At 61.4% G+C, this 14,081-nt stretch carries 15 protein-coding genes; 6 read left to right on the top strand and 9 right to left on the bottom strand.

The genetic code is table 11. The features are described from left to right. The first annotated feature begins 6 nt into the window (after window positions 1-6). The 5 genes from rpsD (at window position 7) to EEQ99_RS18765 (ending at window position 4,326) form a co-directional block, all read left to right on the top strand. Window positions 7-624: a 30S ribosomal protein S4 gene (gene rpsD / locus EEQ99_RS18785; RefSeq protein WP_004676212.1), complete on the top strand. Its 618-nt coding sequence runs from the start codon at window positions 7-9 to the stop codon at window positions 622-624. 102 nt (window positions 625-726) lie between these two features. Further along, the gene (locus EEQ99_RS18780; RefSeq protein ID WP_028758072.1) at window positions 727-1,656 is read left to right on the top strand and encodes a glutaminase; all 930 of its coding nucleotides are present in this window, start codon (window positions 727-729) and stop codon (window positions 1,654-1,656) included. A 60-nt stretch (window positions 1,657-1,716) separates the two neighbouring features. Beyond that, window positions 1,717-2,586: a tRNA 2-thiocytidine(32) synthetase TtcA gene (gene ttcA / locus EEQ99_RS18775; protein ID WP_028756385.1), complete on the top strand. Its 870-nt coding sequence runs from the start codon at window positions 1,717-1,719 to the stop codon at window positions 2,584-2,586. Between the two features lie 46 nt (window positions 2,587-2,632). Further along, entirely contained in the window at window positions 2,633-3,460 is an 828-nt protein-coding gene (locus EEQ99_RS18770) for an inositol monophosphatase family protein (protein WP_127430911.1), read from the top strand. A 41-nt stretch (window positions 3,461-3,501) separates the two neighbouring features. Further along, window positions 3,502-4,326, top strand: a complete 825-nt coding sequence (locus tag EEQ99_RS18765; RefSeq protein ID WP_063475223.1) for an inositol monophosphatase family protein — start codon at window positions 3,502-3,504, stop codon at window positions 4,324-4,326. Between the two features lie 22 nt (window positions 4,327-4,348). Here EEQ99_RS18765 and EEQ99_RS18760 read toward each other — a convergent pair whose 3' ends face one another. The 7 genes from EEQ99_RS18760 to EEQ99_RS18730 all read right to left on the bottom strand — a co-directional run bounded on the left by EEQ99_RS18760 (window position 4,349) and on the right by EEQ99_RS18730 (window position 10,087). After that, window positions 4,349-4,822 carry a GNAT family N-acetyltransferase gene (locus tag EEQ99_RS18760; protein WP_063475254.1) on the bottom strand — a complete coding sequence of 158 codons (474 nt, stop codon included), beginning with the start codon at window positions 4,820-4,822 and terminating at the stop codon, window positions 4,349-4,351. A gap of 73 nt (window positions 4,823-4,895) precedes the next feature. Then, the gene (locus EEQ99_RS18755; RefSeq protein WP_097543648.1) at window positions 4,896-5,735 is read right to left on the bottom strand and encodes an acyl-CoA thioester hydrolase/BAAT C-terminal domain-containing protein; all 840 of its coding nucleotides are present in this window, start codon (window positions 5,733-5,735) and stop codon (window positions 4,896-4,898) included. A 101-nt stretch (window positions 5,736-5,836) separates the two neighbouring features. Then, window positions 5,837-7,117, bottom strand: coding sequence for a multidrug effflux MFS transporter (locus EEQ99_RS18750; protein WP_127430910.1), 1,281 nt, complete (start codon window positions 7,115-7,117; stop codon window positions 5,837-5,839). Window positions 7,118-7,152: 35 nt separating this feature from the next. After that, a complete protein-coding gene (locus EEQ99_RS18745; protein WP_097594370.1) occupies window positions 7,153-8,358 on the bottom strand; it encodes a multidrug effflux MFS transporter in 1,206 nt (401 codons plus the stop codon). Window positions 8,359-8,495: 137 nt separating this feature from the next. Then, window positions 8,496-8,831 (bottom strand): Grx4 family monothiol glutaredoxin, encoded by a 336-nt coding sequence (gene grxD, locus EEQ99_RS18740; RefSeq protein ID WP_003586231.1) that lies wholly within the window; start codon window positions 8,829-8,831, stop codon window positions 8,496-8,498. A gap of 144 nt (window positions 8,832-8,975) precedes the next feature. Further along, window positions 8,976-9,797: a c-type cytochrome gene (locus tag EEQ99_RS18735; RefSeq protein ID WP_127430909.1), complete on the bottom strand. Its 822-nt coding sequence runs from the start codon at window positions 9,795-9,797 to the stop codon at window positions 8,976-8,978. Between the two features lie 59 nt (window positions 9,798-9,856). Next, complete coding sequence (locus EEQ99_RS18730; RefSeq protein ID WP_028758063.1) at window positions 9,857-10,087, bottom strand: hypothetical protein; 231 nt, start codon at window positions 10,085-10,087, stop codon at window positions 9,857-9,859. Window positions 10,088-10,251: 164 nt separating this feature from the next. On the opposite strand from EEQ99_RS18730, the gene EEQ99_RS18725 reads away from it, so the two are divergent. Then, window positions 10,252-11,442: a hypothetical protein gene (locus EEQ99_RS18725; protein WP_127430908.1), complete on the top strand. Its 1,191-nt coding sequence runs from the start codon at window positions 10,252-10,254 to the stop codon at window positions 11,440-11,442. 35 nt (window positions 11,443-11,477) lie between these two features. Here EEQ99_RS18725 and EEQ99_RS18720 read toward each other — a convergent pair whose 3' ends face one another. Together EEQ99_RS18720 and purL are read right to left on the bottom strand one after the other, a co-directional pair. Beyond that, window positions 11,478-11,711 (bottom strand): BolA/IbaG family iron-sulfur metabolism protein, encoded by a 234-nt coding sequence (locus tag EEQ99_RS18720; RefSeq protein WP_003579540.1) that lies wholly within the window; start codon window positions 11,709-11,711, stop codon window positions 11,478-11,480. A 19-nt stretch (window positions 11,712-11,730) separates the two neighbouring features. After that, window positions 11,731-13,962 (bottom strand): phosphoribosylformylglycinamidine synthase subunit PurL, encoded by a 2,232-nt coding sequence (purL, locus tag EEQ99_RS18715; RefSeq protein ID WP_127430907.1) that lies wholly within the window; start codon window positions 13,960-13,962, stop codon window positions 11,731-11,733. Window positions 13,963-14,081: the final 119 nt, after the last annotated feature.

The raw sequence follows: 14,081 nt of genomic DNA, 5'->3' as shown, positions 1-14,081 counted from the left end.
AATACGATGAGCAAGCGCGAATCGTCCAAGTACAAAATTGACCGCCGTATGGGCGAAAATATCTGGGGCCGTCCGAAGTCCCCGGTGAACCGCCGCGAATACGGCCCGGGCCAGCACGGCCAGCGCCGCAAGGGCAAGCTTTCGGACTTCGGTGTGCAGCTGCGCGCCAAGCAGAAGCTCAAGGGCTACTACGGCGACCTGCGCGAAAAGCAGTTCCGCGCGATCTTCGCCGAAGCTGACCGCCGCAAGGGCGACACCTCTGAAAACCTGATCGGCCTGTTGGAATCGCGTCTGGACGCCATCGTCTATCGCGCCAAGTTCGTCCCGACGGTCTTTGCTGCCCGTCAGTTCGTCAACCATGGCCACGTCACCGTCAACGGCGTTCGCGTCAACATCGGTTCCTACCGTTGCAAGGCCGGCGACGTCATCGAAGTTCGCGAAAAGTCGAAACAGCTGGTGACCGTTCTGGAAGCCGTCAGCCTCGCAGAGCGCGACGTTCCCGACTATATCGAAGTCGATCACAACAAGATGGTCGCAACCTTCGGCCGCGTTCCGACGCTCAGCGACGTTCCGTTCCCGGTCGTCATGGAACCGCACCTGGTCGTCGAATTCTATTCGCGCTAATGCCTTCGTCTCGCAGTCGAAACCGATTGCGAGACAACAGCATGCGCCGATATATGGAAAGCCGCTCTTTCGAGCGGCTTTTTTGCGATCTGGAGAGAAGCGATGGCAGATTTGCAGGCGACCCTCGATAGCATCTACGCCGATATCCAGCCGCGGATCGGCGAGGGCAAGGTCGCGGACTATATTCCCGAGCTCGCCAAGGTCGATCCGAAGCAGTTCGGCATGGCGATCGTCACCGTCGACGGCAAGGTTTACCGTGTCGGCGATGCCGATACTGCCTTCTCGATCCAGAGCATATCGAAGGTGTTCATGCTGACGCTGGCGCTCGGCAAGGTCGGCGAGGGACTGTGGAAGCGGGTCGGGCGCGAGCCCTCGGGATCGGCTTTCAACTCGATCGTCCAGCTCGAGCACGAGAGCGGCATCCCGCGCAATCCCTTCATCAATGCCGGCGCGATCGCCGTCAGCGACGTCGTCATGGCCGGCCATGCGCCGCGCGAGGCAATCGGCGAGCTGCTGCGCTTCGTGCGTTATCTCGCCGATGACGAGTCGATCACCATCGACGACAAGGTGGCGCGTTCGGAGACGCAGACGGGCTATCGCAATTTCGCGCTCGCCAACTTCATGCGCGCCTATCGCAATCTCGACCATCCCGTCGATCATGTGCTCGGCGTTTATTTCCATCAATGCGCGCTGTCGATGACTTGTGAGCAGCTCGCCCGCGCCGGGCTGTTCCTGGCGGCGCGCGGCAGCAATCCGACGACCGGCCATTCGGTGGTCTCGCCGAAGCGGGCGCGGCGCATCAATGCGCTGATGTTGACCTGCGGCCATTACGATGGCTCGGGTGACTTCGCCTATCATGTCGGCCTGCCCGGCAAGAGCGGTGTCGGCGGCGGCATCTTCGCTGTGGCGCCCGGCATTGCTTCGATCGCGGTGTGGTCGCCGGGGCTGAACAAGGTCGGTAATTCGCAACTCGGCGCCGCGGCGCTGGAAATGCTCGCGGCCCGCACCGGCTGGTCGGTTTTCGGCGATTGACGCTGTGTTGCCAGACGGGTTTCTGCTAGAGCAAGTGTGGAATTTCTGTAGGACGAAGCAATGAATATCGCAGCCAATATCGCCGATGAGTTGGAGAGTGGCGAGGCCGACACCGGCGGCCATGCGCTGTTTGCCGATGCGCCGCGTTCCGTCTCCTTCAACAAGCTGCGCAAGCGCTTGCTGCGGCAGGTGCGCCAGGCCTTCGACGATTTCGACATGCTGAAGGGCCAGAAGCGCTGGCTGGTCGGCCTTTCCGGCGGCAAGGATTCCTACGGGCTGCTGGCCTTGCTGCTCGATCTCAAATGGCGCGGCTTGCTGCCGGTGGAGCTCATCGCCTGCAATCTCGATCAGGGACAGCCGAATTTCCCGAAGCACGTGCTGCCGGATTATCTGAAAAAGATCGGCGTTCGGCATCGGATCGAGTATCGCGATACCTATTCGATCGTGAAGGAGAAGGTGCCGGAAGGCGCCACCTACTGCTCACTCTGTTCGCGGCTGCGGCGCGGCAATCTCTACCGCGTCGCGCGGGAAGAGGGCTGCGATGCGCTGGTGCTCGGTCACCACCGCGAAGACATTCTCGAAACCTTCTTCATGAATTTCTTCCATGGCGGGCGGCTCGCCTCGATGCCGGCCAAGCTTCTGAACGACGAGGGCGACCTGATGGTGCTCCGGCCGCTTGCCTATGCTGCCGAGGAAGACCTCGCGAAATTCGCTGTCGCGATGCAGTTTCCGATCATCCCCTGCGATCTGTGCGGCTCGCAGGACGGGCTGCAGCGCAATGCGATGAAGGATATGCTCGCCGATATCGAACAGCGCATGCCGGGACGCAAGGACACGATGCTGCGGGCGCTTTCGCATGTGAACCCTTCACATCTGCTCGATCCGAAACTCTTCGACTTTTCCACCCTTGCTGTCACCGACCCGTCATGAATGGCCGGCTAAGCAGGCGGCTCATGTATGACGGACAGGATTTCGCATGACTATTTCTGACAAGGACATTCTCTTTCTTGGTGATTGCATCCGGGAGGCGGCGCGTGCCGAGATCATGCCGCGTTTCCGCAATCTCGCCGATGCCGATGTTTCGGAAAAGACTTCGGCAATCGATCTGGTGACACAGGCGGATCTGCATGCCGAACACAGGATCACCGCGGCGCTAAGGGAGCGCTTTCCTCAAGCACTCATCGTTGGCGAAGAGGCTTATGATGCCGATCGGTCCGTCGTGCCGGCCCTTGCCGATGCCGAGCTTGCCTTCGTCATCGACCCTGTCGACGGGACGTTCAATTTCGCCGCCGGGCTTCCCGTCTTCGGGACGATGCTGGCGGTGACGGCCAGGGGCGAAACGGTCGCCGGCATCATTCACGATCCCGTTCTCGGCGACACCGTGACGGCGATCAAGGGTGCCGGCACGTTGCTGACGCGCCGGGACGGGCAGTCGACAAAGCTGAAGGTGGCCGAGCCTGCTAGCCTGAACCAGATGGTCGGCGGCCTCTCATGGGGCCACATGGACGACCCGGATCGCGCACGCATCTGCGCCAACATGGCGAAGATCCGGATGACCTTCTCCTTCAATTGCTCGGCCTACGAATATTGGATGGTCGCTTCCGGCAAAATGCACTTCATCGGCCATGCGAAGCTGATGCCCTGGGACCACCTGGCCGGCGTGCTCGCGCATCAGGAGGCCGGCGGCTATACGGCGAAATTCGACGGCACGCCCTATCGCCCCGGCGAGACGACGGGCGGCATCATCTCCGCACCCGATCGGGAAAGCTGGCAGCTGATCCGACGTGAGATCGTCGGCATTTGATGTGAGGCCCTTCCCGAAAGGCCGGACCGAAAGGATTTGACATGACTTCGACCGTTGACGTGACCGTTCTTGCCGATCTGCTGCGCCGCGCGGCGAAGGCGGAGATCCTGCCGCGCTTCCGCCGGCTCGGCCAGGGCGACGTGCGCGCGAAGAGCGAGGCGACCGATCTCGTCACCGAGGCGGATGAACAGGCCGAGCGGATGATCAAGGCGGAAGCTCAGCGGCTCTGGCCGAGTGCGCTGTTCCTCGGCGAGGAATCGGTCGCGGCCGAGCCTGATTTGCTCTACGGGCTCGAAGATGCCGATCTCGCCATCGTCGTCGATCCGGTCGACGGTACGTTCAACTTCGCCTCCGGTATTCCGGCTTTCGGCGTCATGGCCTCTGTCGTCTCGGCCGGCGAGACGGTTGCCGGTATCATCTACGATCCGATGGGCGACGACTGGGTGATGGCGGAAAAAGGCGGCGGCGCCTGGCTGCGCCGGCCGGATGGCGAAGCGCAGCGGCTCGCGGTTGCAGACCCGGTTGCGCTCGACCAGATGGTCGGCATGGCCTCGACCGGCTACCTGCCGCAGGAGAAGCGGGCGGAGATTCTCGGCAATCTGGCCAAGGTGCGTTTCCTCACCAATTACCGCTGTGCGGCCCAAGAATACCGCACCTTTGCCGGCGGCCATGTGCATTACCTGATGTACAACAAGCTGATGCCCTGGGATCATCTTGCCGGCACGCTGATCTCGCAGGAGGCCGGTGCCTATGCGGCGCGCTTCGACGGCTCGCCCTACCAGCCGCATCACCTCGACGGCGGTCTGCTGATTGCGCCCGACAAGGCCTCGTGGAACGTGCTACGGCGTGAGGTTTTCACGGTCTGAAAAGCGGTCCGACTGCCGCCTGTTATCCGTAGAACTTTTCCATGAGAAAGTTTTCCAGGCTTTGCCCACGTTTCTCGACGATTTGCTTCGTTATGACGCGGAAGCCTTTTCGCGCAAAAAACGGCCGGGCAGTTCGGCTGGCTTCGGTATAAATTCGGCTGAACCCCAGTTTCAGAGCTTCGTCCTCGATCCTGCTCAACAGCCGGCTTGCTATTCCAAGCCCTTGAAATTCGGGATGCACAAACATCATGTCCAGGCACCCGTCGCCGGTCAGGTCGGAAAACCCAACAGGCTGTCCGTCAAATTCTGCGATCCAGGCAGGCCTGCTTTTCCTTCGCTCTGCCCATAGTCCGCGATCTTCCACCTTCGCCCAAGCCTGGATCTGAGCGGGTGAGTAGTCTTTCGACGAGACCTCTCGAATCGCACGCAGAAAAATTTCAATCGTCGCGTCCACGTCGCCGGGCGCGTAAGACCTGATCAGAATTCGGTCGTCCATAGAGGATGCCTTCGCGCACTGCCGCACCAATCCGATGGCTTGAACCATCGATCAAATGACTACTGCTATCCTGTTATAGGGCAGCGAGAATGTACTCCCACGCCAGTCGTCCCAATTTGGCATCGGCTGTCTCACTTCCACCGTGAGCACGCAGCGATGATCGGGGAGTCGTTTCCCCCGGCAGCAAAATGCGATGGCCCGCATCTTCTCCCAACACAAGCTGGGTGAATAGGCCCGAAGCTGCGCGCCGGCGAACAATTGCTGCGGCAAATTCGTCTGACGGCCAAAGCGCATCATCGCCTCCTGCCACAAGCAGAATTTCGGCAGTTGTTTTCTCCAAAGGGATAGTTGCTGGCTCGATCTCAGACTCGTGCACTTGAAGACATCGTTCGAACAGGCCCCGGTAGGCAACGAGCCCGTCTCGGTATTCCTGCACCCATTCAGGGTCGGACGATACAAAGGGAAGCGGTGTCCCTCGCAACGTCCAGGATGAGCGTTCCGGCCAGCTGATGCCGTCAAGCCCCGGACCAATATTTCCCCATACGACCGAAGAAGGGCTCATTGCGATGACGGCGCTGATGCGTGGATCATATACCGCCGTGAGCAGCGCGGCTTCGGCGCCTTTCGATGTCCCCACCAAGACGATACGTCTGCAGCCGAGCTCCATCAAATAATCGGTGGCGGCGAAGAAGATTTCCAGCGGCACCTCGCAAATACCTGGCACCTGGCCTTCGCCGCCGAACCACCGAAGCGCGATTACCGTTGCCCCTTGGCTGGCAAACAACCTGGCACGGGCCACATCGACCCGACCACTGGAGCCGCCGAGTACCACAACGCCAGTGGCGGTATTTGTTTTGGCTTGAAATATCCCACCCTGCAATGGCGGGGGGAGATGTTGATATTCTACATCCAAAACTGAGCTCCTTGTTCCAAGGGCATCCAGATTTAGGAACGTGCCGAGTTTGTTATTTAAATGCAATGCCGCCGGGACCGAACCACCCAGCAGCTCGCACTTCAAAAGTGGGCCGCACCCGGATCGAGCTGCGGGCTGTCGCCGGGGTGGGTGAAGAGCTTGCCGTTCTCCGCCCAAAGGGTGGCTGCGATCGTCACCGCGCCGAAGAGCGCGAAGCCGCCGAAGAGCGGCTGCACCGTGCCGTTGAACATCTGACCGACCAGGCCGCCGAGGATGGCGCCGAAGGTCGTCGAGACGAAACCGGTGATGGCGGTGGCCGTGCCCGCGAGATTGCCCATCGGCTCGAGGCTGATGGCGGTGAAATTAGTGGCGATCAGGGCAAACATCATCAGCACGATGGTGAAGATGCCGTAGGCGATGGCGAAATCCGGCTTGCCGGCCAGCGAATAGAAGAAGCCGACAGCCGACAGTGCCGTGAAAATCAGCAGGGCGGCGTGCGAGATGCGGCGCATGCCGAATTTGCGCACGAAGAAGCCGTTGGCGAAATTGGCGACGGCGATGCCGCCTGCGGTGGCCGCAAAGGCGATCGGCAACCAGTCGCCAAGGCCATAGACTTCACCGAAGACCTGCTGCACCGAGATCACATAGGCGCTGATGACGCCGGTGAACATGGTGAGGCCGATCATGTAGCCGCAGGTGATACGGTTCGTGAGCACGGTCTTGAAGCCATCCCCGACAGAGGCAACCGACAGCGGCAGCCGCTCTTCCGGCGGCAGCGATTCCTTCAACCGCAGAAGAGCCCAGACGAACAGGATGGCGGCGATGATGCCGAGCAGGATGAAGATCCAGTGCCAGTTGGCATAGAGGATGATGAGCTGGCCGACGGAAGGCGCAACGATCGGCACGATCATGAAGACGATCATGACATAAGACATGACGCGCGCCATTTCGCGGCCGCCGAAGCAGTCGCGGACGATGGCCATGGTGGTGATGCGCACGGCCGCACCGCCGATGCCCTGGACGAAACGCATGACGAGCAGCATTTCGAAACTGCCGGTCGCTGCGGCGGCAAACATTCCGACAATATAGCAGGCCAGGCCGCCGAGCAGGATGTTGCGGCGGCCGAACGTATCCGAAAGGCTGCCGAAGAATATCTGTGAGACGCCGAAGCCTAAGAAGAACACGCCGATGATCAGCTGCGCGTCGTTGGTATTGGTGACGCCGAGGGAATGGCCGATATTGGGCAATGCCGGCAGCATGCTGTCGATCGCCATGGCGACGCTGGCGGTCATGATGGCGATAGTGACGACGAATTCGCCAAAGCCCATGCCGATGCGGCGAGAGCCTTGGTTTTCCTGGTGCAGTTTATGCGGCGGCGTCATGTGGTGAAATCCCGGATGCGAATGAGGCCGGCCGTTCAGACGGCTGGGTTCTGCGATTGGAAGAGGCGGCCCTTCTCGGCGATCAGCACGAAGACCAGGCCGACGATCGACACGGCGAAATAACCGGCGACCATCGGCAGTGCCGTGCCGTCGAAGGCCTGGCCGATGCCGGCGCCGATAATGGCGCCGCCGACCGTGCTCATGAAGCCGAGGACGGAGGAGGCGGTGCCGGCGACGTGGCCGAGCGGTTCCATGGCGAGCGAATTGAAGTTCGAGCCGATCCAGCCAAACTGGAACATGGCAAGGCCGAAGAAGGAGATGAACAGGGCAAACGGCATCGGCTCGGTGCTGGCCATCTGGACGATCAGCCAGATGGTGTTGATGGCAATGAAGCCGAGCAGCGATCCGTGCGACAGTCGGCGCATGCCGAGCTTGCCGACGAAGCGGGAATTGAAGAAGGACGACAAAGACATGAAGATCGCCACGCCGGCGAAGGCGAAGGGAAAATAGACGCCGAGATCGTAGATGCCGACATAGACCTGCTGGGCGGAATTGATGAAGCCGAACAGCGCGCCGAAGATGAAGGTGCTGGCGATGGTGTAGCAGAGCGCCACGCGATTGGTCAGCACCAGCTTGAAGGCGCCGAAGATCGAGCGGGCGGTAAAGGGGCGGACATTGCCGGGATGCAGGGTTTCCGGCAGACGGAGATAGGCCCAGACGGCGATAGCAGTCGCCATCGCGGCGATGAACAGGAAGATCAGGTGCCAGTTACCGAAGAACATGACGATCTGACCGGTGCCGGGCGCAATCACTGGCACGATCATGAAAACCATCATGATCAGCGACATGACTTCGGCCATCTGCCGGCCGCCATAGATATCGCGAACGATGGAGACGGTGATGACGCGGGTTGCGGCGGAGCCGACGCCCTGGATGAAGCGCAGGGCGAGCAAGCCAGCAAAGGACGGAACGAAGACGATACTGATGGCGGACAGGATATAGATGACGAGGCCGATTAGAAGCGGCGTGCGGCGGCCGAAACGGTCGGAGAGCGGACCGTAAAACAACTGGGCGCAGCCGAAGCCGAGCAGGTAGGTGGAGACGACGAACTGACGATGATTTTCGCTCTCGACGCCGAGGCTCGCGCCGATCTGCTGCAAGGCCGGCAGCATGATATCGATCGCCAGCGAATTGACGGCCATCAGGAAGGCAGCAAGCGCGATGAATTCTCGCTTGCCCATGGGCAGGCGGCCCGCGGACACGGCTTGTGATGAATCTGTCACAATGAAATTCCCATAAACAGGTCAAGGCGCTGCTAGCCGCAGCGCCTCGAACTCAAGAAACAGATTTGGAAACCGGGCGGACGTCCGGTGACCGGTCAGGCGGCGCCGCGCACGGTGATGCCGTTTTCCTGGAGGTGCTGCTGCAGCTCACCAGCCTGGAACATTTCCCGGACGATGTCACAGCCGCCGACGAATTCGCCCTTTATGTAAAGCTGCGGGATTGTCGGCCAGTTGGAGTATTCCTTGATGCCCTGGCGGATTTCCGAATCGGCAAGCACGTTGACGCCCTTGTAGTCGACGCCGATGTAATCGAGAATCTGCACGACCTGCCCGGAGAAACCGCACTGCGGAAACTGCGGCGTGCCCTTCATGAAGAGGACGACGTCGTTGCTCTTGATTTCGTTGTCGATGAATTCGTGAATGCCGCTCATAGGACCTGATCCTTTCAACAGGCGGGTTAAAGGCCCGCCGTTTCAATCGTTGCCTTTAGATAGCATGCGACGGCAGGAATTCCAGCCGCCCGAACCAAAAAAAGACCAATTCGCGCAGGCCGTTGCCGGGTTGTTGCCGTCGCGTTACGGTCGATTGGCGAGATAGGTCTGAATCTGTTCGATTTCGACATCGGTGAAATGGCTGAAATCCCATTGGGAAACCTGTGTCATCACGCCGAGATCGCGGTTGCCGACACCCTCGCCGGTGCGCAGCAGCGTCCTGAAATCGGCAGCCGAATAGGATTGCGCCAGGGGCTTAAGCGCCGGCGCCAGGAAGGCTTCCGACTGCTTTGCCGTATCGAGATTATGACAGTGGCTGCAATCGGTCCTGAAGGCGTATTCGCCGATATCGGCCGGACGCGTCGCGGCAGGGGTGCCCACGGCAGGCACCAGATCGGCCTCGAAGGGGATCTTGTCGAGCGCCAGGCCGATTCGCCCGAGCGGTCCCCATTGAGTCGTTCCGGCCACCGCATCGGGAAGGTGCTTCAAACTGCGCATCCACGCAATGATCGCCGCCATATCGTCATCGGTGATATTGGCGAAGTTGCTTGCCGGCATGATGAAGGCGCCGGTACCGTCCTTCTTGACGCCATGGCGGATGAGGCGCACGAGTTCAGCATCGCTGTACATGGGCACGAAGCGGGTCAGGTTCGGCGCGACGATGCGGCCGACGCCCGGTTCGTCGATGAGCACGTTGCCGGCATCGTGATGACAGCCGCCACACATCAGCGTGCGCGCGCGGCGTTCGGCTTCCTCGGCAGGCAGCGTCGTCTTGACGGTGAAATCGGCAACCGCGACGTCGTAGATCCTGGAAAGGCGCATCTCCGACAGGGCGTAGACGCCGGCAGCCGCGATGAGACAGATCGCGACGACGGCCGCAAGAATGATTTTCAACATGCGCATCATCGGTTTATGCCCTCAAGAGCGCCGCTATTCGTCCGAAGCCGCTCACATTTGATCGTGCCTTAGCTGCGTCGCTGGCGGCTGCGGCCAGCGGCGGTGCGGCGCTTGCTGACCTGTTTGCGGGCGGGCTTAGCCTTGGCCGAGGTCGTCTTGCGCGCAACCTTCGTCGTCGCGGCGGGTCGTGTCTTACGCCTCCTGCGCTTCGTCGCGACGCGGCCGGTGGTCTTTTTCAGGATCTCCTTCAGCACGCTGTCGACGACGCCTGATATCAATTCTTTGACTAGGTCGGCCACAAAACCCCTCCGTTCGTGATGGAAACGACATGGATGCTATTGAATTCCGGAAGAGTTCGGTTAGCAAGACGGCTTCGAGACCATAGCTGCTTTTTTGTCCCTATCAGCGGCGCAGCAGCCGGATCGCAGCAACATGCCGGCCATTCGCCGGACGGAAGAGTGGAATGAAACTGATCGAGAAGCGGGTCGTCCTGCATTTTACGGGCTTCGAGCCGCTCGACGGCGTTGCCCATAGGGCACGCTACGAGCGTTCGGCCAGGCAGAGTGCCGCCGTTTGGGGCTATTCGCTTGAAACGGGTGCGCCGGAGGCGGGAAGTGATCCCCTCAGTTTCGTGGTCACGACGGGCGGACGGGATGCCGACAAAGCGGCGGCCGGGGAAGGGACCGGTTTCCCCAGCTGGCAGACGAAGAGCCGGATCCACATGGTCGATCACGATACGCTGGTAAGCAGGCTGCGCGGGGGCAACACGCTGAGCCAGATTATGGCAGGTTTCCGAAGCTGCGCCGAGATCATGCTCGAAGGCGGGATGCGGGGATATTTTCGCCACGCCTGGCGCTTCGGTCTGTTCTTCCTCTTCCCGTTCCTGCTGACAGCGCTGGCGATCGCGCTGACGGCGCAGATCGCCATCATGCCCTATGGTCTCGGCTTTCCGCCGTGGCACATGCTCTGGAGCGGACCGCTGGCGCTTTGTTTCTTCATCTTCGCCTTCCTGCCGTTTTCCGAACGTTTCCATACGCTGCATCTCTTCGCCGATTGGGTAATGGCCGTGGCGCTCGGCCGCATGGACCGGACAGATTTCAACGACTGGCTGGAAGACCGGGCCGCTGCCGTGCGTAACGCGCTTGACGAAGAGGCGGACGAATATGTGATCTCCTCGCACAGCATGGGATCGAGTGTTGCTGCCCATGTCATCGGCATATTGCTGGAACGGGAGCCGGAGATATTCAGGGGCAAGCGGGTGGTGTTTGCCACGCTCGGCAGCGCCATCCTGCAATGCGCGCTGCTATCGTCGGCCACGCAGCTGCGCGCCCGCGTCGGGTTGATCGCGCGCTGTCCCGAGATTTCCTGGCTCGACGTGCAGTGCCTGACGGATTCGATCAATTTCTACAAGGTGCCGGTCGTCGCCATTTCCGGCCATGCGGATGCACCTCCGGCGAAGATGATCCTGATCCGCGTCAAGCAGATGCTGACGCCCGAGCACTATCGCAAGATCCGCAAGGACCAGCTGCGCGTCCACCGGCAATATGTGCTGGGGCCCGATCTGCAGGCGTCCTTCGATTTCACGCTTTTGACATCGGGGCCAATGCCGGCCTCGGTCTTTGCCGATCCCGACGAAAAGAGAATGCCCGGCTGAGGGCCGGGCACCGTTTATCCGGATCGCGTCGGGCTCTATTCCGGTGCGGAGGTCTGCAGCGCCAACGCGTGCAGTATGCCGCCCATATTGCCCTTCAGCGCCTCGTAGACCATCTGGTGCTGCTGCACGCGGCTCTTGCCGCGAAAGGCTTCGGCGACGACTTCGGCGGCGTAATGATCGCCGTCGCCCGCCAGATCGCGGATCGTCACCTTGGCACCGGGAATCCCAGCCTTGATCATGTCTTCGATATCGCCGGGTTTCATGGCCATGATCGTTACTCCTTGCGCATCATTCCGCAGCCAGTTCGCCGCGGCCTTCCATGAAATCAGGGAACCACGATTCATGGGCATCGCGCAATTGCTGAATCGGCAGCGAGATGAGATCGCCGACGATGAGTACCGTTCCTCCGACCGTGCCGAGACGGCGGAAGGGGACGCCGGCGCCTTCGGCATTGGCGCAAACGAAATTTGCGACGTCCGCAGGCACCGTCAGCACGTAGCGCGCCTGATCCTCGCCGAAGAGCAGCGCATGCGGCGCGCCCTTGGCTTCACCGAGATCGATGACGAGACCCTTGCCTGAGGCCATCGCCATTTCGGCGAGCGCCACGGCAAGACCGCCGGAAGAAATGTCGTGGCAGGCGGTCGCCTGGCCGTTGCGGATGACGGAGCGGACGAAATCGCCATTGCGGCGCTCGGCGAACAGATCCACCTCCGGCGCCGGACCTTCGCGGCTGGCAAGCACGTCTCTGACATAGACGGACTGGCCGAGATGGCTGCCGTCGACGCCGATCATGATCACCTTGTCGCCGTCGTTGGCTGTGCCGATGCGGGCCATCTGGCTCCAATCCGGCAGCAGGCCGACGCCTGCGATCGTCGGGGTCGGCAGGATGGCGACGCCGTTGGTCTCGTTGTAGAGCGAGACGTTGCCGGAGACGATCGGGAAATCGAGTGCACGGCAGGCTTCGCCGATGCCCTTCACTGCCTCGACGAACTGGCCCATGATCTCGGGCTTTTCAGGATTGCCGAAATTGAGATTGTCGGTGGCGGCGAGCGGCTCGGCGCCTGTCGCGGTGATGTTGCGCCAGCACTCGGCGACCGCCTGCTTGCCGCCCTCGAAAGGATCGGCCTCGACATAACGCGGGGTGACGTCGGAGGAGAAGGCGAGCGCCTTGCTCGGATGGCCGTCGACGCGCACGACGCCGGCATCGCCGCCCGGAAGCTGCAGCGAATTGCCCTGGATGAGCGTGTCATACTGTTCATACACCCAGCGGCGGCTCGACTGGTTGGCGGAACCGACGAGCTGCAGCAGCGCCTGGCCGTAATCCTGAGGTGCCGCGACGAGATTGGCGGGCAGGGGAGCCTGCTTGCCGGATTCGCGCCAGGGGCGATCATATTCCGGCGCCTGGTCGCCGAGATCCTTGATCGGCAGGTTGGCGACTTCCTCACCCTGATGCATGACGCGGAAGCGCAGGTCGTCGGTTGTCTTGCCGACGATGGCGAAATCGAGGCCCCACTTGACGAAGATCGCCTTGGCTTCCTCTTCCTTCTCCGGCTGCAGCACCATGAGCATGCGCTCCTGGCTTTCCGACAGCATCATTTCATAGGCCGTCATCCTTTCTTCGCGAACCGGCACCTTGTCGAGCTCGAGCAGGATGCCGAGATCGCCCTTGGCGCCCATTTCGACGGCCGAGCAGGTGAGGCCGGCCGCACCCATGTCCTGGATGGCGATGACGGCGCCGGTCTTCATCAATTCCAGGCAGGCTTCCAGCAGGCACTTTTCGGTGAAGGGGTCGCCGACCTGAACGGTCGGGCGCTTCTCCTCGATCGATTCGTCGAATTCGGCCGAGGCCATCGTCGCGCCGCCGACGCCGTCGCGGCCGGTCTTGGCGCCGAGATAGACGACAGGCAAGCCGACGCCCTTGGCTTCGGACAGGAAGATGGCGTTGGATTTCGCAATGCCGGCGGCAAAGGCGTTGACGAGGATGTTGCCGTTGTAGCGGGCGTCGAACTCAACTTCACCGCCAACCGTCGGCACGCCGAAAGAATTGCCGTAGCCGCCGACGCCGGAGACGACGCCGGAGACGAGATGACGGGTCTTGGGATGATCCGGCTCGCCGAAGCGCAGCGCGTTCATCGCGGCGATCGGGCGTGCCCCCATGGTGAAGACGTCGCGCAGGATGCCGCCGACGCCGGTCGCCGCACCTTGATAAGGCTCGATATAGGAGGGGTGGTTGTGGCTCTCCATCTTGAAGACGACGCAATCGCCGTCATCGATGTCGACGACGCCGGCGTTTTCGCCCGGACCCTGGATGACGCGCGGCCCCTTGGTCGGCAGCGTGCGCAGCCATTTCTTCGAGGATTTGTAGGAGCAGTGCTCGTTCCACATGGCCGAGAAGATGCCGAGCTCGGTGAAGGTCGGTTCGCGGCCGATCAGATCCAGAATACGCTGGTACTCGTCCGGCTTCAGGCCATGGCCTGCAATGAGTTCCGGCGTGATCGGGATGGTGTTTGGAATGGTCATGAGCGGAAAGTCCCTGGCGCGTTTTGCGCTGTCTTTAGCTTATGTAGCGGCGGCGCGCGACAGAAAAAAGCCCGCCGTCAACAGAGGGCGGGCAGGCTTTCTTCACAAAGGCGGCAACC

The organism is Rhizobium anhuiense (assembly GCF_003985145.1).
Classification (GTDB): Bacteria; Pseudomonadota; Alphaproteobacteria; order Rhizobiales; family Rhizobiaceae; genus Rhizobium; species Rhizobium anhuiense.
The sequence above is the reverse complement of the archived record's forward strand: the minus strand, read 5'-3'. Positions and strand labels throughout refer to the sequence as shown.

Coding starts and splice junctions, on each gene's coding strand:
- rpsD (WP_004676212.1), top strand. CDS start 7: ATGAGCAAGCGCGAATCGTCCAAGTACAAAATTGACCGCCGTATGGGC.
- purL (WP_127430907.1), bottom strand. CDS start 13,962: ATGACCATTCCAAACACCATCCCGATCACGCCGGAACTCATTGCAGGC.
- EEQ99_RS18725 (WP_127430908.1), top strand. CDS start 10,252: ATGAAACTGATCGAGAAGCGGGTCGTCCTGCATTTTACGGGCTTCGAG.
- grxD (WP_003586231.1), bottom strand. CDS start 8,831: ATGAGCGGCATTCACGAATTCATCGACAACGAAATCAAGAGCAACGAC.
- EEQ99_RS18780 (WP_028758072.1), top strand. CDS start 727: ATGGCAGATTTGCAGGCGACCCTCGATAGCATCTACGCCGATATCCAG.
- EEQ99_RS18735 (WP_127430909.1), bottom strand. CDS start 9,797: ATGATGCGCATGTTGAAAATCATTCTTGCGGCCGTCGTCGCGATCTGT.
- EEQ99_RS18770 (WP_127430911.1), top strand. CDS start 2,633: ATGACTATTTCTGACAAGGACATTCTCTTTCTTGGTGATTGCATCCGG.
- EEQ99_RS18720 (WP_003579540.1), bottom strand. CDS start 11,711: ATGGCCATGAAACCCGGCGATATCGAAGACATGATCAAGGCTGGGATT.
- EEQ99_RS18765 (WP_063475223.1), top strand. CDS start 3,502: ATGACTTCGACCGTTGACGTGACCGTTCTTGCCGATCTGCTGCGCCGC.
- EEQ99_RS18745 (WP_097594370.1), bottom strand. CDS start 8,358: ATGGGCAAGCGAGAATTCATCGCGCTTGCTGCCTTCCTGATGGCCGTC.
- ttcA (WP_028756385.1), top strand. CDS start 1,717: ATGAATATCGCAGCCAATATCGCCGATGAGTTGGAGAGTGGCGAGGCC.
- EEQ99_RS18760 (WP_063475254.1), bottom strand. CDS start 4,822: ATGGACGACCGAATTCTGATCAGGTCTTACGCGCCCGGCGACGTGGAC.
- EEQ99_RS18750 (WP_127430910.1), bottom strand. CDS start 7,117: ATGACGCCGCCGCATAAACTGCACCAGGAAAACCAAGGCTCTCGCCGC.